This is a genomic window from Intestinibacillus massiliensis (genome assembly GCF_900155735.1).
Lineage (GTDB): Bacteria > Bacillota > Clostridia > Oscillospirales > Butyricicoccaceae > Intestinibacillus > Intestinibacillus massiliensis.
Genome location: NZ_LT707059.1, coordinates 138,814 through 162,636, shown reverse-complemented (window position 1 = coordinate 162,636; position 23,823 = coordinate 138,814). Strand labels below are relative to the sequence as shown.

21 protein-coding genes, 1 tRNA gene and 2 other annotated features are annotated in these 23,823 nt (G+C 60.5%); of the genes, 6 read left to right on the top strand and 16 right to left on the bottom strand.

The features are described 5' to 3' along the window. From CZ203_RS08675 to CZ203_RS08635, 9 genes are all read right to left on the bottom strand, one after another. Positions 1–207, bottom strand: a 207-nt coding sequence (locus CZ203_RS08675) for a metallophosphoesterase family protein (RefSeq protein ID WP_200809462.1), incomplete at its 3' end; no start/stop codon positions are given. Positions 208–278: 71 nt separating this feature from the next. After that, positions 279–2,681 (bottom strand): ATP-dependent helicase, encoded by a 2,403-nt coding sequence (locus CZ203_RS08670; protein WP_087065716.1) that lies wholly within the window; start codon positions 2,679–2,681, stop codon positions 279–281. Positions 2,682–2,782: 101 nt separating this feature from the next. Then, positions 2,783–3,118, bottom strand: coding sequence for a hypothetical protein (locus CZ203_RS08665; protein WP_087065715.1), 336 nt, complete (start codon positions 3,116–3,118; stop codon positions 2,783–2,785). A 57-nt stretch (positions 3,119–3,175) separates the two neighbouring features. Next, a complete protein-coding gene (locus CZ203_RS08660; protein ID WP_087065714.1) occupies positions 3,176–3,886 on the bottom strand; it encodes a sigma-70 family RNA polymerase sigma factor in 711 nt (236 codons plus the stop codon). Between the two features lie 2 nt (positions 3,887–3,888). Then, the gene (gene spoIIAB / locus CZ203_RS08655; RefSeq protein WP_087065713.1) at positions 3,889–4,332 is read right to left on the bottom strand and encodes an anti-sigma F factor; all 444 of its coding nucleotides are present in this window, start codon (positions 4,330–4,332) and stop codon (positions 3,889–3,891) included. A gap of 3 nt (positions 4,333–4,335) precedes the next feature. Next, on the bottom strand, positions 4,336–4,650 hold the full coding sequence (locus CZ203_RS08650; RefSeq protein WP_087065712.1) for an STAS domain-containing protein: 315 nt from the start codon (positions 4,648–4,650) through the stop codon (positions 4,336–4,338). A gap of 78 nt (positions 4,651–4,728) precedes the next feature. Next, positions 4,729–5,487 (bottom strand): glutamate ligase domain-containing protein, encoded by a 759-nt coding sequence (locus CZ203_RS14720; protein ID WP_159456437.1) that lies wholly within the window; start codon positions 5,485–5,487, stop codon positions 4,729–4,731. Positions 5,488–5,934: 447 nt separating this feature from the next. Further along, positions 5,935–8,550: a valine--tRNA ligase gene (locus CZ203_RS08640; protein ID WP_087065710.1), complete on the bottom strand. Its 2,616-nt coding sequence runs from the start codon at positions 8,548–8,550 to the stop codon at positions 5,935–5,937. A 60-nt stretch (positions 8,551–8,610) separates the two neighbouring features. After that, positions 8,611–8,837: a binding site (T-box leader), on the bottom strand. A gap of 18 nt (positions 8,838–8,855) precedes the next feature. Next, a tRNA-Cys gene (locus CZ203_RS08635) sits at positions 8,856–8,929 on the bottom strand. Between the two features lie 115 nt (positions 8,930–9,044). Here CZ203_RS08635 and CZ203_RS08630 point away from each other — a divergent pair. From CZ203_RS08630 to CZ203_RS08610, 5 genes are all read left to right on the top strand, one after another. Next, positions 9,045–9,974, top strand: a complete 930-nt coding sequence (locus tag CZ203_RS08630; protein WP_087065709.1) for a hypothetical protein — start codon at positions 9,045–9,047, stop codon at positions 9,972–9,974. Positions 9,975–10,045: 71 nt separating this feature from the next. Continuing rightward, positions 10,046–10,286: a binding site (T-box leader), on the top strand. 64 nt (positions 10,287–10,350) lie between these two features. Continuing rightward, a complete protein-coding gene (gene pheS, locus CZ203_RS08625) occupies positions 10,351–11,370 on the top strand; it encodes a phenylalanine--tRNA ligase subunit alpha (RefSeq protein WP_087065708.1) in 1,020 nt (339 codons plus the stop codon). Positions 11,371–11,593: 223 nt separating this feature from the next. Continuing rightward, positions 11,594–14,002 (top strand): phenylalanine--tRNA ligase subunit beta, encoded by a 2,409-nt coding sequence (gene pheT / locus CZ203_RS08620; RefSeq protein WP_087065707.1) that lies wholly within the window; start codon positions 11,594–11,596, stop codon positions 14,000–14,002. Between the two features lie 71 nt (positions 14,003–14,073). Further along, positions 14,074–14,319 (top strand): IreB family regulatory phosphoprotein, encoded by a 246-nt coding sequence (locus CZ203_RS08615; RefSeq protein ID WP_087065706.1) that lies wholly within the window; start codon positions 14,074–14,076, stop codon positions 14,317–14,319. 175 nt (positions 14,320–14,494) lie between these two features. Beyond that, the gene (locus CZ203_RS08610) at positions 14,495–15,865 is read left to right on the top strand and encodes an FAD-dependent oxidoreductase (RefSeq protein ID WP_087065705.1); all 1,371 of its coding nucleotides are present in this window, start codon (positions 14,495–14,497) and stop codon (positions 15,863–15,865) included. 131 nt (positions 15,866–15,996) lie between these two features. Here the strand turns inward: CZ203_RS08610 and CZ203_RS08605 are convergent, their stop codons facing one another. Further along, positions 15,997–16,197 (bottom strand): hypothetical protein, encoded by a 201-nt coding sequence (locus CZ203_RS08605; protein ID WP_087065704.1) that lies wholly within the window; start codon positions 16,195–16,197, stop codon positions 15,997–15,999. A 200-nt stretch (positions 16,198–16,397) separates the two neighbouring features. On the opposite strand from CZ203_RS08605, the gene CZ203_RS08600 reads away from it, so the two are divergent. Beyond that, entirely contained in the window at positions 16,398–17,228 is an 831-nt protein-coding gene (locus tag CZ203_RS08600; protein ID WP_087065703.1) for an AraC family transcriptional regulator, read from the top strand. A 153-nt stretch (positions 17,229–17,381) separates the two neighbouring features. Here the strand turns inward: CZ203_RS08600 and CZ203_RS08595 are convergent, their stop codons facing one another. From CZ203_RS08595 to CZ203_RS08570, 6 genes are all read right to left on the bottom strand, one after another. Continuing rightward, a complete protein-coding gene (locus CZ203_RS08595) occupies positions 17,382–18,263 on the bottom strand; it encodes a sugar phosphate isomerase/epimerase family protein (protein ID WP_087065702.1) in 882 nt (293 codons plus the stop codon). Positions 18,264–18,278: 15 nt separating this feature from the next. Next, positions 18,279–19,406, bottom strand: a complete 1,128-nt coding sequence (locus tag CZ203_RS08590) for a Gfo/Idh/MocA family protein (protein WP_087065701.1) — start codon at positions 19,404–19,406, stop codon at positions 18,279–18,281. Between the two features lie 271 nt (positions 19,407–19,677). Continuing rightward, positions 19,678–21,306: a chaperonin GroEL gene (gene groL, locus CZ203_RS08585; RefSeq protein WP_087065700.1), complete on the bottom strand. Its 1,629-nt coding sequence runs from the start codon at positions 21,304–21,306 to the stop codon at positions 19,678–19,680. Positions 21,307–21,381: 75 nt separating this feature from the next. Continuing rightward, positions 21,382–21,666 (bottom strand): co-chaperone GroES, encoded by a 285-nt coding sequence (locus CZ203_RS08580; protein WP_087065699.1) that lies wholly within the window; start codon positions 21,664–21,666, stop codon positions 21,382–21,384. A 227-nt stretch (positions 21,667–21,893) separates the two neighbouring features. Beyond that, positions 21,894–23,054, bottom strand: a complete 1,161-nt coding sequence (locus CZ203_RS08575) for a THUMP domain-containing class I SAM-dependent RNA methyltransferase (protein WP_087065698.1) — start codon at positions 23,052–23,054, stop codon at positions 21,894–21,896. Positions 23,055–23,114: 60 nt separating this feature from the next. Then, positions 23,115–23,801, bottom strand: a complete 687-nt coding sequence (locus CZ203_RS08570; protein ID WP_087065697.1) for an N-acetylmuramoyl-L-alanine amidase — start codon at positions 23,799–23,801, stop codon at positions 23,115–23,117. Positions 23,802–23,823 lie beyond the last annotated feature (22 nt).

Here is a 23,823-nt window from a genome sequence, read left to right as displayed (position 1 = left end):
CCGGGTCACGGCCTCGTCGTAGAGCGCGATCGCCTCGGCGGACGCGACCGCGCGGTCAAAAATATCGCCTGCAACGAGCACCGCGTCCACCCGCTCGGCCTTTGCCATCTGCGTCAGTTCCTCGGCCCAATGCCGCTGCTCTTCCAGCAGGGATATCCCGCCGAGCGACAGTCCGAGGTGCCAGTCGGCGGTATGTAACAATTTCATATCAGCCCTCCCAAACAAAAAAGCCCCGTCCCGCGCTTTGCAGGACGGGGCTTCCGTCTCATTTTAACCCGTCAGCTTAGCCGCTGCATGAACTGCATTGCGGTCTTGGCCATCAGGCGCTTGGTCCCCTTGGGGAACGCGATTTCAAGCAGCTGGTCGCCGCCCATCGGTTTGACGCCGGTCACCATGCCCTCGCCGAAGGCCTTATGCTGTACCCGGTCGCCGATCTTGAGCGACGGGACGGCCTTTGCCGCGGCCGCGCTCTTTTGCAGCACTGCCGTGCGGTAGGTATCGTTCGAGCGGAACGCGGTGCCCTTGGCGCCCGCCGCGCTCTCCTCGCGCTCTGCCGCGGCGCGCATCTGCCGCCCGGTCACATTGGAATCCATAAAGTGCTCGGGGATCTCCTGGATGAACCGGGAGGGCTTGGAGTAGCGCGTCTGGCCGTACATCATGCGGCGCTCCGCGCAGGTGATGTAAAGCTGCTGCTTGGCGCGCGTCACCGCGACATAGCACAGCCGGCGCTCCTCCTCCAGGTCGTCCTCACTTTCGCTCGAGCGGAAGGAGGGGAAAATCCCGTCTTCCAGCCCGGCCAGGAACACGGTCGGGAACTCCAGCCCCTTGGCGCTGTGCATCGTCATCATGAGCACCGCGTCTTCGTCCTCCGCCGTATGGTCGGCGTCGGTATAGAGCGCCATCTCCTCCAGGAAGCCGCCGAGCGAAGGCTCTTCCGCCTTTTCCTCGTAGTCGACGATATTGGACTTGAGTTCCATGATGTTTTCCGCGCGGGAGCGGGATTCCATGTCCGCCTTTGCGGTCAGCGCGTCCATATACCCGGTGCGCGAGAGCATCTCGTCGTACAGCTCGTTCAGCGGCAGGTACTCGCGCATCTGGCGCAGCTCGTCCATCAGCCTGCCGAACTTCTCCATGGCCGACGCGCCGCGCGACAGCGCCGGGTATTCCGACGCATGGCGGACAATCTCATATAAGTCCTTGCCGGTCTCCGCCGAAAGCTGCTCGGCAATCTCGACCGAGCGGTCGCCGATCTTGCGCGCGGGGACGTTGATGATGCGCTTCAGGCGCAGGGTGTCCGACGGGTTTTCCAGCACCCAGAGGTACGCGAACATATCGCGGATTTCCGCGCGGCTGAAGAAGTCGCGCCCCTTGTAAATGCGGTATGGGATGGAGTTGCGGCGGAACGCGCCCTCAATATTGTTGGAAAGCACGTTATTGCGGTAAAGGATTGCAAAATCGCTCCATTTCTGCCCCTTGGACACGCCGTCGAGGATACATTCCGCAATGTACGCCGCCTCGCCCTCCTGCGTGTCCGAGCGGTGCAGCTTGATCTTCGCGCCGTCGTCGGCCTGCGTCCACAGCTCCTTGCCCTTGCGCCGGGCGTTGTTGCGGATCAGCTCGTTCGCGGCGTTCAGGATGGTGCCCGTCGAGCGGTAGTTCTGCTCCAGGCGGATGGTCTGCGCGTTTTTGTACTGCTTTTCAAACTCCAGGATATTGGTGATCGTCGCGCCGCGGAATTTGTAAATGCTCTGGTCGTCATCGCCGACCACGCAGATGTTTTCATGCCCGCCGGCCAGCAGCGCCGTCAGGACATACTGCGCGTGGTTTGTGTCCTGGTACTCGTCCACCAGCACATAGCGGAACTTGTTTTGATAATACTCGAGCACGTCCTCGTTCTCGCGGAGCAGCTTGACGGTCTTCATGATGATATCGTCGAAGTCCAGGGCGTTGGCGACGCGCAGCTCCTTTTCATAGAGGGTATAAACCTCCGCGACCTTGCCCTTGAAAAAGTCGTTCCCAACCTGCGCGGCGTACTGTACGGACGTCTGCAGGCTGTCCTTCGCGCGGCTGATGATGTTCGCAACCTGCTTCTGGTCAAACACCTTTTCATCCAGCTCGAGCCGGCGGATGATATCGGTCAGCACGCGCTTCTGGTCGTCGGTATCGTAAATTGTAAAATTGCTGTCGTACCCCAGCCGCCCGATATCGCGGCGCAGGATGCGCAGGCAGGCCGTATGGAAGGTGTGCGCCCAGATTGCCCCGGCGTCCTGCTCGCCGACCGCGCGGGTCAGGCGCTCCTGCAGCTCGCGCGCGGCTTTATTCGTAAACGTGATCGCGATGACCTCCCACGGCTTGGCCGGGAAAACGGCGCACAGCCGCTCCGCGCGCGCCCGGTTCCCCTCCTGCGGGTCGACCAGGTAGGCCGTGAGGAACGCGAGATCGTCTTCCGTTGCGCCGGGCGTGGCGAATTCATCCTGATAGCCGCGCCCAAAGCGCAGGATATTGATGATTCGCTGGATCAGCACCGTGGTTTTGCCGCTGCCCGCACCCGCAAGCACGAGGAGCGGCCCTTCCGTGTGAAAAACCGCCTCGCGCTGCCGGTCGTTGAGGGACTGGAAGGCCTGCTCAATGACCGCGCGGCGCACGGCGGCATATTTTACGTCAAATTTCGTCGGTTCCATATGTATGATCCTCTTCCAAATGCGGTAACGTACGTCTGTAGTATATCATATTTTTCCGCATAAGACAAGCAATGCCCGCACGTTTGTTTGCTTGCAATCCTTTACAGGCCATACAGGATCATGTATTTTTGCTGGCGTCCCGCCTCCCGCGCCTTATCGATGGCCGCACGGAGCGCGGGATCCCCGGCGTTTTCCAGCGCGCGGCGGAATGCGGGCACCGAGCCGGGCGGCAGCAGGGTGATCCCAGTAATCGCAAACCCCACGGCCGGGCGCGCGCCCGTATGCCAGAAGGTAGGCAACTGCCCGAGCTGCAATAAGGCCGGCTCGAGCGCGTCGTCCGTCACCGCAATACAGCCATATTTTTCCGGCGTATATTCTTCATATTCCAAGGTTTTTGGGTCAAACCGTTCGATAATGCCCAAATGATAGCTTGCCATGCCCATCCACCGCCTTTGCCCCAGTGTACCACGGCGCGCCGCCCCCGTCAATTCACGCTACAGGATGGCTTCCCGCAGATGCTCGACCGCCTTGCGCTCAATGCGCGAAACCTGCACCTGCGACACGCCGAGCACCCGCGCCGTCTGAGTCTGCGTCATGGAGCGCCCGAAGCGCAGCGCGATGACCTGCTGCTCCCTGTCCGGCAGCTCGGAAAGCGCCTGGCGCAGGCTGAGCCGCGTTGCGATCGCGTCCTCCATGCCGCTGTCGCCGAGCAGCTCGCCCAGGGACGCGCCGTCCTCGGAAAGCTGCCGCTCGAGCGAATCGGTCGCCTGCAGCGCCTGTTCGCACATGGCCGCCTCTTCGACGGGGACGCCCGCCTTGTCCGCCAGTTCGCCGATCGTGATCTCCCTGCCGTATTCGTTCTCCAGCTCGCTCTGCAGCCGCCGCAGCCGCGTGCCAAGGTCCTTGACCGACCGGCTGACCTTGACCGGCCCGTCGTCCCGCAGGAACCGGCGGATTTCCCCCGCAATCTTCGGCACCGCATAGGTGGAAAAGGCGGTGCCGAAGCCGCAGTCAAACCCCCTGACGGCCTTGATAAACCCCAGGCTGGCGAGCTGGTACAGGTCGTCCGGTTCCACGCCGCGCCCGAAAAAGCGGCGCGCAATGCTCCAGATCAGGCCGTTGTTGTCCTCAATCAGCTGCGTCATGGCTTGCTGGTCGCCTGCCTGCGCCGCATGGATCAGCGCGCCCACATCCTCCGCAACCATGCTTACCGCCCTCCGGCGCGTAATGCAAGCGATTTAGCCATCGTCACCACGGTGCCGCGCCCCGCGGAAGAGCGCACCCGCAGCTTGTCCATAAAGCTTTCCATGATGGTAAAGCCCATGCCGCTGCGCGTGTCGTCGCCGGTCGTAAACATCGGCTCGCGCGCCTTCGCGACGTCGGGGATGCCGCAGCCCGTGTCCTTGACCTTGATTTCTACGCGGCCGCCCTCAAAGAGCTTGACGGATACGGTTATGTAGCCCAGCTTGTCCGCATAGGCGTGTACGATGCTGTTGGTCACCGCCTCGCTGACCGCGGTCTTGATATCGTTCAATTCGTCGATCGTCGGGTCGAGCTGCGCAACGAAGGCGGCGACGGTCTGCCGGGCGAAGCCCTCGTTGACCGAGCGGCTTTCAAATTTGATGCTCATCATGTTTTGTACGTTCTGCATGGCTTATTCCCCCATTTCAAATGTCACGATATGCGGCAGGTTCGCCGCCTGGAAAACGCGCATGGCCTGCGGCGGCGTGCCGCGCACGCACAGGCTGCGCCCGGCGCGCAAAAGCGCGCGGTGCAGGTTCAGCACCACCGCCAGCCCGGAACTGTCCATAAATTTAAGCGCCGACAGGTCGAGCACAACCGGCCCCGCCGGATAAAGCGCCAGCACCGTGCCCATATAGTCGATGATCTCCCGCGCCTCGTGATGCCCGAGCTCGTCCGCGACTGCGATGACCAGCGTATCGCCCGTGCGCTGATGTGTGATTTTCATGCTTCCACCTCACAAAAATATGCAAAAAAATAAACCTGCAACAGGTGTTACAGGTTTATTTTACAGTTTATTCCATTGCTATTCTGCTGTTTTTTGTCGCGCGGCAAAGATTTTTTCCGCTTCGCCGACAAGATAGAGAGAGCCGCAGACCAGCACGCAATCGTCCGGCGCGGCGGCCTGCAGCGCGGCGGGGATCGCCGCCGCGGCCGTGCCGCAGTCGTGTACCGCCGCGCAGTCCAGCGCCGCCAGGGCGGCCAGTTCTGCGGACGGGAGCGCCCGCTCGCTGTCCGGCGCGACGGCAAAGACCGCGGCGGCGCGGCGCGCGATTTCGTGCACGCAGGGCTTGGCCGCCTTATCCGCCACCATGCCGAGCACCACAAACAGTCGCCGCCCTGCAAGGAACTCGTCCACCGCGCGGCACAGCGCGTCCACCCCGCCAGGGTTGTGCGCGCCGTCGAGCAGCACGTCCGGGCGCGCGCCGACCCGCTCCAGGCGGCCTGGGAAACGCACCTGCGCAAGCCCGCGGCGGATGGCGTCGTCGTCAATGGCAAAGCCCGCGCCGCGCAGGCCGATCAGGCTGTGCAGCACGGCCAGCGCATTCTGCACCTGGTGCCGCCCTACCAGCGCAAGATGGTACTCGCGGCCGTAGTACCGGAAGTCCGTGCCGTCCAGCCCGGCGGACAGGATTTCCGCGCCGCCCGGCATGTGCAGCGACACCCCCTGGCGGTAGCAGGCCGCGCCGATCTCGCGCAGCGCCCCGACCGGCTGTTCCGGCGCGCACACGACGGCCGTCCCGGGCTTGATGATGCCCGCCTTGGTGCGCGCGATCTCCTCCACCGTATCGCCCAGTACGGCGGTATGGTCAAGCGAANCGGGAGCGCCAGCCCCTCCGCCGCGCGCGCCACCCGCGCCGTCAGCCGCGCAAGGTCGGCGTCCGGGATCATCTGCCCGTCCACACGGATGCGTTCGTTGAAAACCATCAGGTAGGGCGAGGTGAACAGGCCGGTGCGGTAGCCCGCGCACTGCATGATCCCCGCCGTCATCGCCGCCGTGCTCCCCTTGCCGTTCGTGCCGGCGATATGGACAAACTTCAGGCGCTTCTGCGGGTCGCCGAGCGCCCCGCACAGCGCGCGGATACGGTGCAGGCCGGGCGTGCCGGAAAAACGCCCCAGGCTGTGGATGTATTGCTGTGGCTCCATGTCGATCCCCTCTTTTACATGGTTTCGCACAGACGCCCCAAAGCGGCTGCTTCGGGGCGTCCATGCGCTATTTTGTTAATATGGTTCAGCCGAGTGCGGCCAGCGAAGCTTCCAGCTTTGCGATCAGCTCGCGCGCCTTCTCCGCCTTTTCACGCTCTACGTTTACAACCTTTTCCGGCGCCTTCGCGACAAAGCCCGGGTTGTCCAGCTTCTTAAGCACGAACGCCAGGTCGCCCTCCGCCTTTTCCTTCTCCTTGGCCAGGCGGGCGCGCTCCTTTTCAAAGTCGATCAGCTCGTTCATCGGCATATAGAGCTGCGCGTCCTCCGTGACCACCGAAACCATCTTGGCCGCGTCTGCCGGCGCTTCTGGCACGATCTCGATTTCCGAGGCATAGGCCAGTTTGGCAAAGAACACGCTGCCCGCCGCGAAGGTGTCCTGCTGCCCGGAAAGCACGATGACCTTGGCCTTCTTGGACGGCGGGACGTTCATCTCCGCGCGGCGGTTGCGGATGGCGCGGACCGCGTCCATCAGGGTCTCCATCTGCGCTTCCTCTGCGGCGAAGTGCAGCGCTTCATCGTATTCCGGCCACTTCGAGACCATGATGCTTTCGCCCTCATGCGGCAACGCCTGCCAGATGGTCTCGGTGATGAACGGCATGAACGGGTGCAGGAGCTGCATCGCGCCGGAAAGCACGTAGCACAGCACCTTCTGTACATCCTCGTCCTTGCCCTGGATGCGCGTCTTGGCAATCTCGATATACCAGTCGCAGAAATTATCCCAGATAAAGTCGTTCAGCTTGGTCGCGGCGAGGCCAAGCTCGTACTTATCGATATTCGCCGTGACTTCCTGCACCAGGGTGTTGAACTTCGACACGATCCACTTGTCCTCAAGCGCCAGGGTTTCCGGCAGCTCGGCCTTGCCGATCGTCAGGTTCATCTGGATAAAGCGCGACGCGTTCCAGATCTTGTTGCAGAAGTTGCGGCTTGCCTCCACGCGCTCGTTGGAAAAACGCATGTCGTTCCCGGGGCTGTTGCCGGTCGCCAGCGTGAAGCGCAGCGCGTCCGCGCCGTACTGGTCGATAATCTCCAGCGGGTCGATGCCGTTGCCGAGGGACTTGGACATCTTGCGCCCCTGCGCGTCGCGCACCAGGCCATGGATATAGACCGTGTCGAACGGCGTTTCGCCCATGTGCTCGACGCCCGAGAAGATCATGCGCGCAACCCAGAAGAAAATAATGTCATAGCCCGTGACGAGCACGCTCGTGGGGTAGAAGTATTCCAGTTCCTTGGTCTTTTCCGGCCAGCCGAGGGTCGAAAACGGCCACAGGGCGGACGAGAACCAGGTATCCAGCACGTCCTCTTCCTGCCGGACGTTTTTCGAGCCGCACTTCGGGCAGACATGCACGTCTTCCTTGGAGACCACCATCTCGCCGCAATCTTCGCAATAAAACGCCGGGATGCGGTGGCCCCACCAGAGCTGGCGGGAGATGCACCAGTCGTGCACATTCTCCATCCAGTGCAGGTAGGTCTTGGAGAAACGGTCGGGCACGAACTTGGTCTCGCCGTCGGTGACGACCTTCATGGCGGGCTTTGCAAGCGGCGCCATCTTGACGAACCACTGCGCCGAGGTCATCGGCTCGACCGTCGTCCCGCAGCGGTAGCAGGTGCCGACATTGTGCTCGTGCTCCTCGGTCTTGACGAGGTAGCCGCCTTCTTCCAGGTCGCGGATGACGGCCTTGCGGCATTCGTAACGGTCCATGCCCTGGTACTTGCCGCCGTTTTCGTTGACGGTTGCGTCCTCGTTGAAGACGAGGATCTGCTCCAGGTTGTGGCGCTGGCCCATCTCAAAGTCGTTCGGGTCGTGGCAAGGCGTAACCTTTACACAGCCGGTGCCAAACTCCATATCGACATATTCATCCGCGAAAATCGGGATTTCGCGGTTCATGACCGGCAGGATGCAGGTTTTCCCAATCAGGTGCCGGTACCGCTCGTCATTCGGGTTGACCGCGACGCCGGTATCGCCCATAAACGTCTCCGGGCGCGTGGTCGCGACCACAAGCTCGCCGGAGCCGTCCGCCAGCGGGTAGCGGATGTGCCACAGGTGGCCGGGCTGGGTTTCGTATTCGACCTCTGCGTCGGACAGCGCGGTCGCGCAGTGCGGGCACCAGTTGATGATACGGTTGCCCTTGTAGATCAGGCCCTTGTGGTAGAGGTTTACAAACACCTCGCGCACGGCCTTGGAACAGCCCTCGTCCATGGTGAAGCGCTCGCGCTCCCAGTCGCAGGAGGAGCCGAGCTTCTTGAGCTGCTCGATAATGCGGCTGCCGAACTTTTCCTTCCACTCCCATACGCGCTCGAGGAATTTTTCGCGCCCCAGGTCGTAACGGGTCTTGCCCTCTTCCTTGCGCAGGGTCTCTTCCACCTTGATCTGTGTCGCGATGCCCGCATGGTCGGTGCCGGGCATCCAAAGCGCCTCGTAGCCCTGCATCCGTTTGGTGCGGATCAGGATATCCTGCAGCGTTTCGTCAAAGGCATGCCCCATGTGCAGCTGTCCTGTGACGTTCGGGGGCGGGATGACGATGGTAAACGGCTTCTTGTCCGGGTTTACCTCAGCGTGGAAAAAACCGCTCTTTTCCCAAAACTGATAGAGCTTTTCTTCGGACGCCTTCGGGTCGTAGACCTTTGGTAATTCGTTCGTCAATTCTATCTCTCCTTATGGCTTTTAATTTCCCTATGGCAATAAAAAAACGGCCTTCGTCCACAATAGGACGAAAACCGTTCAGCTTCCGTGGTACCACCTAAATTCGCGGGGAACCCGCGCACTTCACCGCCTGTAACGGGGCGTACCGAAAAGCGTTACCAGGCTGCGCGCCTTTCCCGCTTTTTGCTCCAAAGCGACCTTCACCTGCCCGGCCCCAAGGCTTGCACCAACCGCCTTTTCTCTAATGGCCAGCCCTACAGGCTACTCCTCTTTTTCATTGCATCTGCGATATTCATGGAAGGGATTGGAGGTACCACCCAGAATCGAACTGGGGATCAGGGAGTTGCAGTCCCACGCCTTACCGCTTGGCTATGGTACCATGTAATTCGTTCATAAAGTATAATCTATTCTGCCCGTTTTGTCAAGTTTTCTTTCTCAAAATGATTGCTTTGTTTTCCAATATCTGTTATCCTTAAGAAAAGGAGGGATTCCTGATGAAATTTGTCGCAAAGCGCCTTTCCCGGCTCTGGATCGTCCTCCCCCTGCTGGCCGTGCTGGCGCAGCCAGCCGCAGCCCTCCGTTCCCCGTCGATATCCATCCATGTTACAAATCCCCCCGGACAGGAATACTATCTTGACCTGCTGCTCCGCAACCACGAGGCGCCCGATTTGCCGACGCACGGCGACCCTTACGGAAGCGATATCACTTATCGTGAGGATATGATAGCGCTGTTGCGCTCCTATGAACAGGAGGGCTGGTATGCCACGTATTTCTACAGCGGCAAAGATGACTTCAACGGCCAGCTCACCGCCGCAGATTACCAGGTGCTGCAAAACGGCGAACCGGCGAACGATCATTATTTTTCCGGATATGACACCGGGATGCCGGAAGCGTTCCGCATCATCCTCGTAACCAGCGACGGGGAAGTGCGCGTGACGCCGGCGATCCGGACAAACGGGCGCACCGAGTTGCGCGTCCTGTACGACTGGGAGTCCGGCAAGGCATCCATACCGGACTTATCGCAAGCCCCATGGGTTTACGCCGTTTTTGCGGCGGCGGTACTGCTGGCGCCCCGGCTGTTCGTGCGTTATATCATGCGGCTGCCGCTCCGTCCCGCCGTCCCGTTCCTGCTCGCCATCAACCTGCCTTGCGCGGCGCTGCTGTCCCTCATCCTCCATTTGACGCTGCTCCCCCTCGGCTTGGCCAAAACCCTGTTTTTGACCCTCCCCGTTGTGCTCCTCTCCTACGTCGCGGAAGTGGTATACATCCGCATCCGCAAGCCGGACGATACCCGCGCGCAGATGGCCGCGGCCTTTGCCGGCGCAGCCCTCTGCGCCGTCCTGCTCGTCGTGCTCCTGCCGGCGCTGTACAACCATTTTACGGGCACGCACCCCCAAAAGATGATCCGCCAGTACAATACTTAGCGGTATTTTCGCCAAAGCCCTTGCAAAGCGGTGAATAATGTGGTATATAAATAAGTATTGTTTTATACCGTATACCTGCGATGAGCAGGGAAAGTAGTCCTGTCCCCTCTTTGCACAGAGAATGGCGGCCGCTGGCTGGAAGCCGCCCCAAGGAGCGCAGGATGAAGTTCCCCTGTGAGCACCGGCGCTGAACCTTACTTCAGTAGGCGCCGGCGGAGTAGCGCCACGTTACCGGCGGCCAATGAGCGCCCGGCACGGTTCCGGGAATCAGGGTGGTACCACGGAAGTGCCTTTATGCCTTTCGTCCCTATTACTATGGGGGCGAAAGGCTTTTTTCGTACCCAAACGACCATATTTTGATAGAAGGAGAATCACCATGAAGGACAAACTGCAAGGCATTTTGCAGAACGCCAAGGAGCAGCTCGCAAACGCTGCCGATGCGCGCGCGCTGGACGATGCGCGCGTCAAGTTCCTCGGCAAAAAGGGCGAGCTGACCGCCCTGCTCAAGGGCATGAAGGACGTCGCCGCGGAAGAGCGTCCGGCCGTCGGCCAGCTCATCAACGACGTGCGCGCCGAGATCGAGACCATTATCGAGGGGCAGAAGCAGGTCATCGAGCAGGCCGCCCTGCGGCACAAGCTGGAGAGCGAGACCATCGACGTGACCCTGCCGGGCGAAGAGGTCGTCATCGGCAAAAAGCACCCGCTGAACATCGTGCTCGACGAGTTTAAGGAAATCTTCCTCGGCCTGGGTTTCTCGATTGCGGAAGGCCCGGAGGTCGAGCTTGACCACTACAACTTCGAGGCGCTCAACATCCCGAAGGATCACCCGGCGCGCGACACGCAGGATACCTTCTATATTTCGGACAATGTCGTGCTGCGCACGCAGACCTCGGGTATGCAGGTGCGCGTGATGGAAAAGAAAAAGCCACCGATCCGCATCATCGCGCCCGGCCGGGTCTACCGCTCGGACGCGGTGGACGCGACGCACTCGCCGCTGTTCCACCAGATCGAGGGGCTTGTGGTCGATAAGGGCATCCGCATGTCCGACCTCAAGGGCATCCTTGAGCTGTTCGCCAAGAAGCTGTACGGCGAGGACACGGTCGTCCGCTTCCGCCCGCACCACTTCCCGTTCACCGAGCCTTCGGCGGAGATGGATATCCAGTGCTACCGCTGCCATGGCGAGGGCTGCCCGCTCTGTAAGGGCGAGGGCTGGATCGAGATCCTGGGCTGCGGCATGGTGCACCCCAAGGTGCTCGAGATGAGCGGCATCGACCCGGAGGAATACTCGGGCTACGCGTTCGGCATCGGCCTGGAGCGCATGGTCATGGGGCGCTTCAAGATCGACGATATCCGCCTGTTTTATGAAAACGACGTGCGGTTCCTGCACCAGTTTTAAATAATTTCGATTGGAACCGCGCTTCCAATCGAGGATTCCGGCTTCTGCGCGCGCCCTCCGGGCACACTTGAAGCCGGTTTGAATAAAAACCCACGCGCATGTCGCGGGTTTTTATGGAAATCGAACCTGCGCTTCGCGCCGCTTGCGATTTCCTATTTCAACGCGCTGCGGCGCGGGAAGGCGCACGTTAGGGCGCGAATATCCTTAAAAGGAGTAATATGTTATGAAACTGCCACTTTCCTGGCTTTCGGATTATACCGATATGGCGGGCGTCACGCCCAAGGAATATGACGCGAAAATGACCATGTCCGGCTCCAAGGTCGAGGAGGTCTACTACCTCGGCGCGGAGATTGAAAACGTCGTGACGGGCAAAATCCTGTCTGTCGCCGACCATCCGGATTCCGACCACCTGAAAATCTGCCAACTGGACGTGGGCAAGGAAGAGCCTGTCCAGATCGTCACCGGCGCGCCCAACGTAACGGACGCGTCCGTCGGCGAAATCTGCCCGGTGTGCCTGCATAAATCGACGCTGCCGGGCGGCGTCAAGATCACCAAGGGCAAGCTGCGCGGCGTGCCGTCGAACGGCATGATGTGCTCCTTCCAGGAGCTGGGGCTGACGCACGGCTGCGTGCCCTACGCGTGCGAAAACGGCATCCTGTTCCTGCCCGCGGGCACGCCCGTCGGCGAGGATATCAAAAAGGTGCTCGGGCTGGACGACTATGTGGCCGATTTTGAGATCACCTCCAACCGTCCGGACTGCCTTTCGGCCATCGGCCTCGCCCGGGAGACCGCCGCGACGTTCGACCGCCCGTTTTCCGTCAAAACGCCCGCCGTTACGGGCGCGGGCGACGAGATCGGCAAGTATATGTCGGTCGAGGTCAAGGATCCCGACCTGTGCCCGCGCTATACCGCGCGCCTGGTCAAAAACATCAAGATCGAGCCGTCGCCCGCGTGGATGCGCGAGCGCCTGCATGCCTGCGGCGTGCGCCCGATCAACAACATCGTCGATATCACGAACTACGTGATGCTGGAATACGGCCAGCCCATGCACGCGTTCGACTATGCGTGCCTGTCGGACGGCAAGATCGTCGTGCGCCGCGCGAAAAACGGCGAGTCCATCCAGACGCTGGACGGCGTGGATCACGACCTGACCGGCAAGATGCTCGCCATCTGCGATAACGACAAACCGGTCGCCGTCGCGGGCGTGATGGGCGGCGCGAACAGCGAGATCGAGGACGACACCAAAACCGTCGTATTCGAATCCGCCTGCTTCCACGGCGCGACCGTACGCGTGACCGCCAAGGCGCTCGGCATGCGCACCGAGGCCTCCGGCCGCTTTGAAAAGGGGCTGGACCCGCGCATGACGCTCGACGCGGTGAACCGCGCGTGCGAACTGGTCGAGCAGCTCGGCGCGGGCGAGGTCGTCGGCGGCGTGATCGACGTGGACGCGACCGACCCCAGCCCCAAGCGCCTGCCCTTCGAGCCGGATAAGATGAACGCCCTGCTTGGCCTTGCGCTCCCCGCGGACGCGCAGCAGCGCCTGCTGGAAAAGCTCGCGTTCCGGGTTGAGGGCGGCGAGGTCGTCATCCCGTCCTTCCGCACCGATATCCTACGCATGTGCGACCTGGCGGAGGAAGTCGCGCGGATGTACGGCTACGACAAGATCCCGACCACGCTGTACGCCGGCGAAATGGTGCAGGGCGAATACACGCCGAAGCAGCAAGCCGAGCGCACGGTCTCGCTCATCTGCCGCGAGGCGGGATTCGACGAGTCCATGAGCCACTCGTTCATCTCCCCCAAGTTCTACGACATGATCGGCTGGGCCCAGGACGATAAGCGCCGCGTTTCAACCACCATCTTAAACCCCTTGGGCGAGGATTTCAGCGTGATGCGCACCACCGTGCTGCCCTCCATGCTGGATAACCTGGCGCACAACCACGCGCACCGCAACCCGTCCGCATCCCTGTTCGAGCTGGGCACGGTCTATATGCCCACGGTTAAGGACGGCAAGGCCGACCCCGACGTGCTGCCGCACGAGGAAAAGATCCTGACGCTCGGCTCCTATGGCCGCCTGTCGTTCTTCCAGTTCAAGGGGGTCGTCGAAGCGGTCTGCCGTGAGCTGAACATCAAGGACGTACAGTTTGCGCCGGAAAAGGCGAACCCGTCCTACCACCCCGGCCGCTGCGCCAAGGTGCTCATCGGCGGCGTGGAGGCGGGCGTGTTCGGCACCGTGCACCCGACCGTTTGCAAGACCTACGGCCTGTCGGGCGAGGTCCTGGCGGCCGAAATCCGCATGGACGCGCTGTTTGCGGCCATCGATCCGGTGCGCCTGTACCACCCGCTGCCCAAGTTCCCCGCTTCGACCCGCGACATCGCCGTGCTGGTGGACGACGCGGCGCCCGCCGCGGCCATGCAGTCCTGCATCCAGAAGGCCGCGGGCGCGATCCTGGAAAACGTCAAGCTGTTCGACGTGTATAAGGGGCAGGGCATCCCCGAGGGCAAGAAATCGGTCGCCTATTCCCTTTCCATGCGCGCGCCCGACCGCACGCTCAAGGACGAGGAATGCGACGCCGCCATGCACGCCGCCATCGCCGCTTTGGAAAAAGAATTTCATGCGGTACTGCGCGGATAACCCTTTACTTTTTCTGCAATCTGTATTATTCTATACATGAGGCAAATACTTGATGAAAGGGGGCAGCCTACATGCTCGACGGAACCAGAAAATTCAACCTGGTGGATGAATCCGATAAGGAGATGAAGCGCACGCTCATCACGGTTTACGACGCTTTGAAGGAGAAGGGCTATAACCCGATCAATCAGATCGTGGGATATCTTCTCTCCGAAGATCCCACCTATATCACGAACCACAATAACGCCCGCAGCCTGATCCGCAAGATCGACCGCGATGAACTGATGCAGGAGCTCGTTCAGCGTTATCTGGATACCTGATATCCGGCGTTCGGCCGTTCACCGCAACATTTACAAACAGGCGCTGCAAATTGCAGCGCCTGTTTTTCTATGCCCGGATTTTCAAAATCCCCCTTGACAACGCAATCTGAAACATTTATAATAACAGTATAATAACTGATATTAAAATAATTACATTTTAGGAAGCGGGGTTCTTATGAAACACTTTGACGCCATTGTAATCGGGTTTGGCAAGGGCGGTAAAACGCTCAGCGGCGCGCTCGCGGCCGCCGGCAAACAGGTCGCAATCATCGAACGGTCGGACCGGATGTATGGCGGCACCTGCATCAATGCCGGCTGCATCCCAACCAAGTCTTTGGTGCACAGTGCCGCACTTTCCGCTGCGCAAGGCGGCGGTTTTGCGGAGAAGGCCGCCCGCTACCGCGATGCGGTCGCGGAAAAGGAGCGCTTGACCGGCATGCTGCGGCAGAAGAACTTCGGCAAGCTGGACGGCAACCCGAATGTCACGGTACTGACCGGCGCGGCCTCCTTTGTGGACGCGCACCGCGTCGCGGTCAAGGGCGCGGGCATTGACGAAATACTGGAAGGCGATACGGTTTTCATCAACACCGGCGCGCAAGCCTTCATCCCGCCCATCCCCGGCCTGCAGGAAAGCAAGCACGTTTACGTAAGCGAAACCCTGCTGTCCCTTGCCGAACTGCCGCAGCGCCTTGTGATCCTCGGCGGCGGCTATATCGGGATGGAGTTCGCCTCCTTCTATACAAACTTCGGCTCCCAGGTGACCGTGATCCAGGACGGCGCGGTGTTCCTGCCCCGTGAGGACGCGGACATCGCAGCCGCCGTGCTGGAAAGCCTGCGGGCGCGCGGCGTGGAGGTGCTCTTTTCCGCAAAAACCGAGTCGGTTGCCGACCGGGACGCCCACGCGGTGCTTTCCGTGCGCACCGGCGATACGCTGCGCGAGATCGAGGCGGACGCGGTACTGGTCGCAACTGGCCGCCGCCCCAACGTATCCGGCCTGAACCTTGAGGCGGCCGGCGTGGCGCTCACGCCGCACGGCGCGGTACAGGCCGACGAACACCTGCGCACCAGCGTCCCCCACATCTATGCAATGGGCGACGTGGTTGGCGGGCTGCAATTCACCTATATCTCGCTGGACGACTTCCGGATCGTGCAGTCGGCGCTGCTGGGCGACGGTTCCCGCACCACCCAAAACCGCGGCGCGGTGCCCTACAGCGTATTCCTCGACCCGCCGTTTTCCCGTGTCGGCCTGAGCGAAAAGGAAGCGCGCGAGCAAGGCTACCGCATCCGGCTCGCTACCCTGCCCGCCGCCGCCATCCCCAAGGCGCAGGTGCTGCGCAAGCCGGACGGGCTGCTGAAGGCGGTCATAAACGCGGATAACGGGCAAATCCTCGGCGCGCACCTCTTCTGCGAAGAATCGCATGAAATCATCAATATCTTAAAACTTGCGATCGACGCCAAGATCCCCTACACGGTGCTGCGCGACAATATCTACACGCACCCCACCATGGGCGAAGCGCTGAACGACCTGTTCGCAACCGTAAAATAAGCAAAAACGGGCTGGGAAGCAGATGCTTCCCAGCCCGTTTCACGCAATATCACAATTATGGGCGACCCTCGCCGGCCCCTCCGCCCCATGAAAAAGGGTTGCCTGCAACCCCATAGGATAAATGCTTTCCATTATGTATTGCAGTAGCGCTTCGGCGCCGGTTCCTCAACAACCCACCAGGTGCACTCCTTGCCCACCTGCTTGCCATACATATAGCGTCGCGCCGCCTCCTCGCTTTTAAACCTGCGCGCATAGTCCGGCAGGAACAGGGCGGTACGCCAATTATACAGATATTTGTTAACACCATTGATATGAAGCCGAATATAGTACATATATTTTAGACCTCCTGCCAATAGTATAGCACTGTGTGACAAGATATTACAAGATTTTTATCCCGAATATGGCAAAAACAATCCGTCCTGCCCATTTCCCCAGGCTGTGATTGACAGCGCGCCGCGTCTTCCCTACAATAGGAAGTACTGTAAGGTTCGGCGGCCGGTTTGCGTCCGCCCACCGGAAGGGAGGCTATCTGATGGAAATTGTCGATTCCGGCGTATGTGCGCCCTCTTATATGGATTTTACGCTCCCCTCGGATTTCGCCCAAAACGCGCTCTATTATGTGCCGCAGTTCGGCCACTTTTATTGCGACGCCGCCTACCGCGTCGAGCGCGATGCGCTCGGCCTGTTCCTGCTTATCTATATGTGCGCCGGGACACTGTGCGTGCAGACGGATGGGCGGACGTCGGTTGCCGCGCGCGGCCAGATCGTCCTGCTCGACTGCCGGAAGCCGCATGCATATTACTGCCAGGACAGCGCCGAATTCCTGTGGTTCCATTTTAACGGCAACAGCAGCGCCCAATACGCAGACTACCTGGCCGCCCAGGCCGGCCCCGTGTTTGCGGGCGACGCCATCCCGGAACTGCGCCAATGCTTTGACCTCGTCTTCTCCTATGCGCAGACCGTGCCCAGTAACGAGCACCTGATCTCGCTGCACGTCAGCCAAATCCTCAGCCGTCTTGCCTCCCCGGAAACGCACGCGGCCGGCGGCCAGCCGCTGGAACCCGCGCTTTCCTTTATCCGGGAACACTTTATGGAAAGCCTGTCCCTCGGCGACCTGGCGGCGCAATGCAGCATGAGCCCTTCCCACTTTATCCGCAGCTTTGCCCGCTACACCGGGCGAACACCGCACGAATACCTGCTGGCGTACCGCCTGCGGCAGGCGAAGCGCCTGCTGCTCACAACCAGCCTGTCGGTGGAACAGATCGCGGAAGCGTGCGGCTTTAACAGCGCCTCGCATTTCGCGCGCGCTTTCCGCAAGGGCAGCGAGATGTCGCCCTCGGCCTTTCGCGTCATGCAATTCTGAACACAAAAAAGACGCTTTGCACGATGCAAAGCGTCTTTTTTTCTGTTATTCCCGCAGGCCGAGCGGGGAAAGCGGCGTGTACATGCCCGCCATGATGATAAATGTGACGGCCTAGACGCCTTTCACCCTGCGGCGTCACACGATGCGATTTTTTTAGAAACCGGCCTTGCGGAGGTTCTCACGGCCGCGCTGCGCGATCGGCAACGGCAGGTCGAAGGACTTGACCGGGAACAGATCCTGCTCCACGACGACCCAGCCGTCGTAGCCCTTCTCGTCCAGCGCCTTACGGAAAGCCGCGAAGTCGATGCTGCCCTTGCCTGGCTCGACCATAATGCCTTCCGTAACCGCTTTGGCAAACGACCAGTGTTCCGCGTCCATCTTGGCCTTGACCGCGAGGTCGCAGTCCTTGATATGGATGTACGGGATGCGGTCCGCATGCTTTTGATAGAACGAGACCGGCTCGCCGCCGCCATAGACATGGTGGCCGGTATCAAAGCACAGCATGACGTCCGTGTCGTCCATCAGGCGCTCGATCTGCGTCTCGGTCTGTACATGGCAGTCCACATGCGGATGGAACGCGCCCACCAGGCCGTGGGACGCGACACGGTCAGCCGCGCGCTGCACGTTCTTGCAGTAGATTGCCCACTGCGCGCCGGTCAGGTTGGGGTCGCAAACCTGCACCCCGGTTTCCAAGTCGGTGTACATGGCGGGCAGCAGCACGATGTACTTTGCCTCCGGGAAATCCTTTAGCAACGCCGCAATGTCGTCGATCGTCGCGCACATCGCATCAATTGATGCGTCGTCAAGGAAGTCGCCGCCGACCGTACCCGCCACGAGGGACAGGCCGCGCGCCTCCAGCGCATTTTTCAGCATCGGGTTCGTGTTCGGGAAATAGCCCCAGGGGCCAAGCTCCACGCCGTCATAGCCTGAGACCTTCATTTCGTCCATGCAGCGATACCACGGGGTCTGCTTTTCATGCTCGGGGAACCATACGCCCCAGGAATCCGGCGCGATGCCTACTTTGATGTTTTCCATTTTATGCTTCCTCCCTTACTTTACGTCCACCCATGCGCGCTTTTCGGCGGAAGCCAGGACAGCGTCGACGGTGCGGTCGATCTTATAGCCAAACTCGAAGTCGCAGGTGTACGGCGCGCCCTTGGTCAGCGCGGCGAACAGTTCGTGCACCTCGAGGATTTTCATGTCGTTGTACGCGATCGAGATGCCGCCGGCGGGCTGAAAGGCGTTGTAGCCTTTCATCAGCGGGTTGAGTAATACGGTGCGGAAGCCACGGTCGCGCTCGTTGCCGTCCTGAAAGTAAACCTGCACCTCGCCCATGCGTTCCAGATCATAGCGGACGGTGCCCTTGGTGCCCTGGATTTCATACATCAGATAGTTCTTGCGGCCGGTGGCGACGCGCGAGCAAGCGATCTGGCCAATTGCGCCGTTCTCGTATTCCGCCATGAACTGCATAATATCCTCGTTTTCCACATCGCCCATCTCAGCCGAGCCGGGGGCTACGGGGCGCTTGGGGAACACGGTGGCGGCCAGCGCGTTAACGCTTTTCATGTCGCCCATCAGGTACTGCGAAATGCTCATCAGGTGGCAGCCGAGGTCGCCCAGCGCACCCGCGCCCGCCAGCGCCTTCTTATGCCGCCACGCGAGCGGCAGGTTCGGGTCGAGCAGCTGATCCTGATCGTAGGAACCGACGAAGCGCATGATTTTGCCCAGCGCGCCCGACTCGATCAGCTCCTTGACGTAAGCGTTCGCGGGGTTCATGACGTTGTTATAGCCGACGTAGTTGATAACGCCCTTTTCCTTAGCAAGCCGCGCCAATTCGGCAGACTGCGCGGCGGACAGGGACAGCGGCTTCTCACAGTACACGTTCTTGCCGTTCTCGAGCGCCGCCTTGGCGACCTCGTAATGGAACGCGTTCGGTGTCGCGATGTCGACGAGGTCGACGGCGGGGTCGGTGACCACGTCATGCCAGTCGCCCGACATGCGCTTGAAGCCGATCTTCTCCTGCGCGCTTTTCGCGGCGGCCTCGTTGCTGTCCGCAACGATCTCATATACCGCCACGCCGTACTCCGGCCCGAACAGCATTTCCGCGTCCTTCAAAGCGGAAGAATGCGCCTTCCCCATCCAGCCCGAACCTACGAGGCCAATATGGATTTCCTTCATCTTGATTCCTCCCATAATAATACACAAATTATTTTATTTTAAGAGTACAAAGCGGGCTTTTTTTGTTTTATTTCCCGCTTTCTTTATCTTTGAATGCATTATACGGCAGAATCATCGGCCTGTCATTTCACCAGGTTCCCACATTCTATACAAAAATTACTTTCTTATCGACGCAAACAAAAAAGCCCGGGCACGCAGCGGTGCCCGGGCTTTCCCCATTGTAAAGAAGTGCGGGGGCGCTGCCCCCGCACTTCCAATTCGCTTTGCTATATTAATACATGCCGCCCATGTCCGGCGCCGCCGGGGCAACCGGCGCCACCGGCTCCTTCTTATCCGCAACCAGGGACTCGGTGGTGAGCACCATGGAAGCGACGGAAGCCGCGTTCTGCAGCGCGCTGCGGTTGACCTTGGTCGGGTCTACAATGCCGTTTTCGATCATATCGCCATAGGTCTCGGTGGCAGCGTCGAAGCCATAACCGACCTTGGACGCGGTCTTGACCTTGTCGACAACGACGGAACCGTCGATGCCCGCGTTTGCCGCGATCTGCTTCATCGGCTCTTCCAGGCCGCGTGCGATGATGCGTGCACCGGTCTTCTCGTCGCCCTCTACGGCGTCGACCAGCTTCTCGACCTCTGCGATCGCGTTGACATATGCAACGCCGCCGCCTGCGACGATGCCTTCTTCCACCGCGGCGCGGGTCGCGTTCAGCGCGTCCTCGATGCGCAGCTTCATTTCCTTCATTTCGGTCTCGGTGGCCGCGCCGACCTTGATGACCGCAACGCCGCCCGCCAGCTTGGCCAGGCGCTCCTGCAGCTTCTCACGGTCGAAATCAGAGGTGGTGCGCTCGATGGCCGCGCGGATCTCGTTGACGCGTGCGTCGATCGCAGACTTCTCGCCCGCGCCGCCGACGATCGTCGTGGTCTCCTTGTTGACCTTGATCTGGCGCGCGGTGCCCAGCATATCCATCGTCGCGTCCTTGAGGTCGATACCGATCTCTTCGGAGATCACGGTGCCGCCGGTCAGGATGGCGATGTCGCGCAGCATATCCTTGCGGCGGTCACCGAAGCCCGGCGCCTTGACGGCCACGCAGGTGAAGGTGCCGCGCAGGCGGTTGACGATCAGGGTGGACAGCGCCTCGCCCTCAACGTCCTCCGCGATCAGCAGCAGCTTGCGGCCGGACTTTACGATCTGCTCGAGAATCGGCAGCAGCTCCTGGATGTTAGAAATCTTTTTATCGGTAACAAGGATCAGCGCGTCGTCCATGACAGCTTCCATCTTGTCGGTATCGGTAACCATATACGGGGTGATATAGCCGCGGTCGAACTGCATGCCCTCGACAACCTCGGAATAGGTCTCGGCGGTCTTGGACTCCTCCACGGTGATAACGCCGTCGGTGGAAACCTTCTCCATCGCCTCGGCGATCAGCTTGCCGATCTCGTCGCTGCCGGAAGATACCGCGCCGACGCGGGCAACGTCGTTCGTGCCGTTGACCTTCTTGGAGTTCTGCGCAATCGCAGCAACCGCCGCGTCGACTGCCTTGGACATGCCGCGGCGCATTACCATCGGGTTCGCGCCCGCCGCGATGTTCTTCAGGCCCTCGCGGACAAACGCCTGCGCCAGCAGGGTCGCGGTGGTTGTGCCGTCGCCGGCCACGTCGTTGGTCTTGGTCGCGACTTCCTTGACGAGCTGCGCGCCCATATTCTCGTACGCGTCCTCAAGTTCAATTTCCTTCGCGATCGTAACGCCGTCGTTCGTGATCAGCGGCGCGCCGAACTTCTTATCGAGGACGACGTTGCGCCCCTTCGGGCCGATCGTGACCTTGACGGTGTCCGCCAGCTTATTAATACCGCGCTCCAGAGCCTTGCGCGCGTCTTCACCAAAAATGATCTGCTTTGCCATAATGGTTATTTCCTCCTATTTTACATAAAGATGATCGGGATGAGGGATTCCGCCTCCCTCAAGCAGAAGCCGGCTTTACTCGACGATTGCCAGGATGTCGCCCTGCTTTACGACAATAAACTCTTCGCCGTCAACCTTGACCTCGGTGCCGGAATACTTGCTGGTAATGACCTTGTCGCCCGCCTTGACCTGCATGACGACTTCCTTACCGTCCACAACACCGCCGGGGCCTACCGCTACGACTTCCGCGACCTGCGGCTTTTCCTTGGCCGAACCCGCAAGGATGATACCGCTTGCAGTGGTCTCCTCTGCCTCGAGCATCTTGATCACAACGCGATCGGAAAGGGGTTTGAGTGTCATGATTCTATTCCTCCTAAAATTATAAATTAACGTAATCAGCGGATTAGCACTCATAGTTCCGGAGTGCTAATCCGCTTATTATAATACATCAAACCTCTTCAATACGCAAGATATTTTTTGGAGATTTTAGCATGGATTTTATGAATTTTTTATGAATTCCAAAGATTAGCACCCAAATGCTTTCAAATTCTCGTGCAATCTCCCTTTTACAGCGTATCTGCCGGCTTTCACTTCTTAGCACCCGGCTCTTGCGGCTGCTTTTTCGCCCCGTCAGGCTTAAAATACATATACAGGTCGCACTTGATCATGCCGTTGTACAGCTTGCGCCTTTTATCCGCCTTGCGGCCGTAAAAGCGCTCGAACGCCGGGTCGGAGCTGATGATATACTGCCGCAGCGCCGTACCGGCGGACGCGCGGCCAAACGCCCCATACAGCCGCTCCGCGGACTGCAAGTCCAGCAATCGCTCGCCGTACGGCGGGTTTGCGAGCAGCACGCCCTCCCGCCCGGCATATGTTATGCGGGTGGCGTCCGCCTGGTCGAAGCGGACCGTTTGTAGTACGCCCGCCTTGCGCGCATTGTCCACGGACAGGCGCACGTTTTCCGGGTCGATGTCGCTGCCGTTTATTTCAAAGGCCGTGTCCGGCAGGATGCGCGCGACCGCCTCCTCCCGCACGTCCTTCCAGATGCCCGCGTCAAAACACGTCCACTTTTCCGCATCGAACGTGCGCAGCAAGCCGGGCGCGCGCCGCATTGCGATGAGGGCGGCCTCGATCGGGATGGTGCCCGAGCCGCAGAACGGGTCCAAAAAGGCGTCGCGCCCGCGCCACCGCGCCAGCTTGACCATGGCCGCGGCAAGCGTCTCGCGCAGCGGCGCAAGGTTGGCGTTCGCACGGTAACCCCGCTTATGGAGCCCCGCGCCCGAAGTGTCGAGATATAGCTCCGCGCGGTCGTTCATGATCGCAAACTGGATCTGGTAGCGCGCGCCGGTCTCTTCAAACCAGGCCGCGCCGTACGCCTGCGCCAGCCGCTGCACGGCCGCCTTTTTGATAATACGCTGGCAGTCCGGGATGGAGTGCAGCGCGGAATTCAAGCTGTGCCCCTTGACGGGGAACGCGCCGTCCACCGGGATAAAGTCCTCCCATGGCAGTGCGCGCACCCCCTCAAAGAGCATATCAAAGCTGGCCGCCGGGAACGAACCCAGGTGTACCAGCACGCGCTCCGCGCAGCGCAGGTTAAGGTTTGCCCAAGCGAGCGTGCGCTCGTCGCCCGAGAAAAAAACGCGCCCATTTTCGGCGCGCACCGTGTCGAGCTTCCCCTCGAAACGCAGCTCGTCTGCGACGATGCCCTCCAGCCCAAACAGCGTCGGGCAGCATAATTCCAGCTTCATAATCTTTTGAATCCCTTCCGTTTACTGTGCTAACAGTATAACATCCTGCGGGCTTTTTGTCTATTCCATCGCAGCGGCCAGCTTGATGACAAGGTCCTTCGCATAACGGTATGCCAGCAAATAGTCGATCGTCTGCTGTTCCAGCCCGGCCTTCTTGCGGATGATGTCAATCGCCGCCTGTACCGTGCTGTCGTTATCCGGCCGCCAGGCAATGCCGAGCGTGCGCAGGATCCCCTTGGCGTACGCCACGCCGAAGCGCCGCTGCTCATCCGGCTCGTCGAAAATCTTCCGGTCCTCGGAGTCAATAAAGCCCGCTTCCAGGATGACCGCGGGGCACTTGGTCTCGCGGATAAACCCGAAATAGTCGCGCCCCTCGTCATTGACGCGGATTTTAAGGCCGCGGCTGTTCTGGCCGATCTTCTTGACCTCTTCCTCAATATTCTTCGCCAGCGTTTTGCCAACGCCGCCGTAACGCGAGTGGAAAACCTCAAAGCCGTCGCCGCCGCCCGAATTGATATGCACGTCGACCGCCACATCGGGGTTATAGGCGTTGCACTCACGGATCTCCTCGCTCAGGCGGTCGTCCTCGTCGCGCTCCCGGCTCATCTTGACGCCGACGCCGTGGCGTACCAGTTCCGCCTTGCAGTACAGCGCCATAGACAGCGCAAGGTCCTTCTCCACAAGGCCGTTTGCGACCGCACCGCTGTCCTTCCCGCCGTGCCCAACGCCGATAAATACTTTTGCCATCTTTTCCTCCTAACGCATGATG

Coding starts and splice junctions, on each gene's coding strand:
- CZ203_RS08670 (WP_087065716.1), bottom strand. CDS start 2,681: ATGGAACCGACGAAATTTGACGTAAAATATGCCGCCGTGCGCCGCGCG.
- CZ203_RS08665 (WP_087065715.1), bottom strand. CDS start 3,118: ATGGCAAGCTATCATTTGGGCATTATCGAACGGTTTGACCCAAAAACC.
- CZ203_RS08660 (WP_087065714.1), bottom strand. CDS start 3,886: ATGGTTGCGGAGGATGTGGGCGCGCTGATCCATGCGGCGCAGGCAGGC.
- spoIIAB (WP_087065713.1), bottom strand. CDS start 4,332: ATGCAGAACGTACAAAACATGATGAGCATCAAATTTGAAAGCCGCTCG.
- CZ203_RS08650 (WP_087065712.1), bottom strand. CDS start 4,650: ATGAAAATCACACATCAGCGCACGGGCGATACGCTGGTCATCGCAGTC.
- CZ203_RS08630 (WP_087065709.1), top strand. CDS start 9,045: ATGAAATTTGTCGCAAAGCGCCTTTCCCGGCTCTGGATCGTCCTCCCC.
- pheS (WP_087065708.1), top strand. CDS start 10,351: ATGAAGGACAAACTGCAAGGCATTTTGCAGAACGCCAAGGAGCAGCTC.
- pheT (WP_087065707.1), top strand. CDS start 11,594: ATGAAACTGCCACTTTCCTGGCTTTCGGATTATACCGATATGGCGGGC.
- CZ203_RS08615 (WP_087065706.1), top strand. CDS start 14,074: ATGCTCGACGGAACCAGAAAATTCAACCTGGTGGATGAATCCGATAAG.
- CZ203_RS08610 (WP_087065705.1), top strand. CDS start 14,495: ATGAAACACTTTGACGCCATTGTAATCGGGTTTGGCAAGGGCGGTAAA.
- CZ203_RS08605 (WP_087065704.1), bottom strand. CDS start 16,197: ATGTACTATATTCGGCTTCATATCAATGGTGTTAACAAATATCTGTAT.
- CZ203_RS08600 (WP_087065703.1), top strand. CDS start 16,398: ATGGAAATTGTCGATTCCGGCGTATGTGCGCCCTCTTATATGGATTTT.
- CZ203_RS08595 (WP_087065702.1), bottom strand. CDS start 18,263: ATGGAAAACATCAAAGTAGGCATCGCGCCGGATTCCTGGGGCGTATGG.
- CZ203_RS08590 (WP_087065701.1), bottom strand. CDS start 19,406: ATGAAGGAAATCCATATTGGCCTCGTAGGTTCGGGCTGGATGGGGAAG.
- groL (WP_087065700.1), bottom strand. CDS start 21,306: ATGGCAAAGCAGATCATTTTTGGTGAAGACGCGCGCAAGGCTCTGGAG.
- CZ203_RS08580 (WP_087065699.1), bottom strand. CDS start 21,666: ATGACACTCAAACCCCTTTCCGATCGCGTTGTGATCAAGATGCTCGAG.
- CZ203_RS08575 (WP_087065698.1), bottom strand. CDS start 23,054: ATGAAGCTGGAATTATGCTGCCCGACGCTGTTTGGGCTGGAGGGCATC.
- CZ203_RS08570 (WP_087065697.1), bottom strand. CDS start 23,801: ATGGCAAAAGTATTTATCGGCGTTGGGCACGGCGGGAAGGACAGCGGT.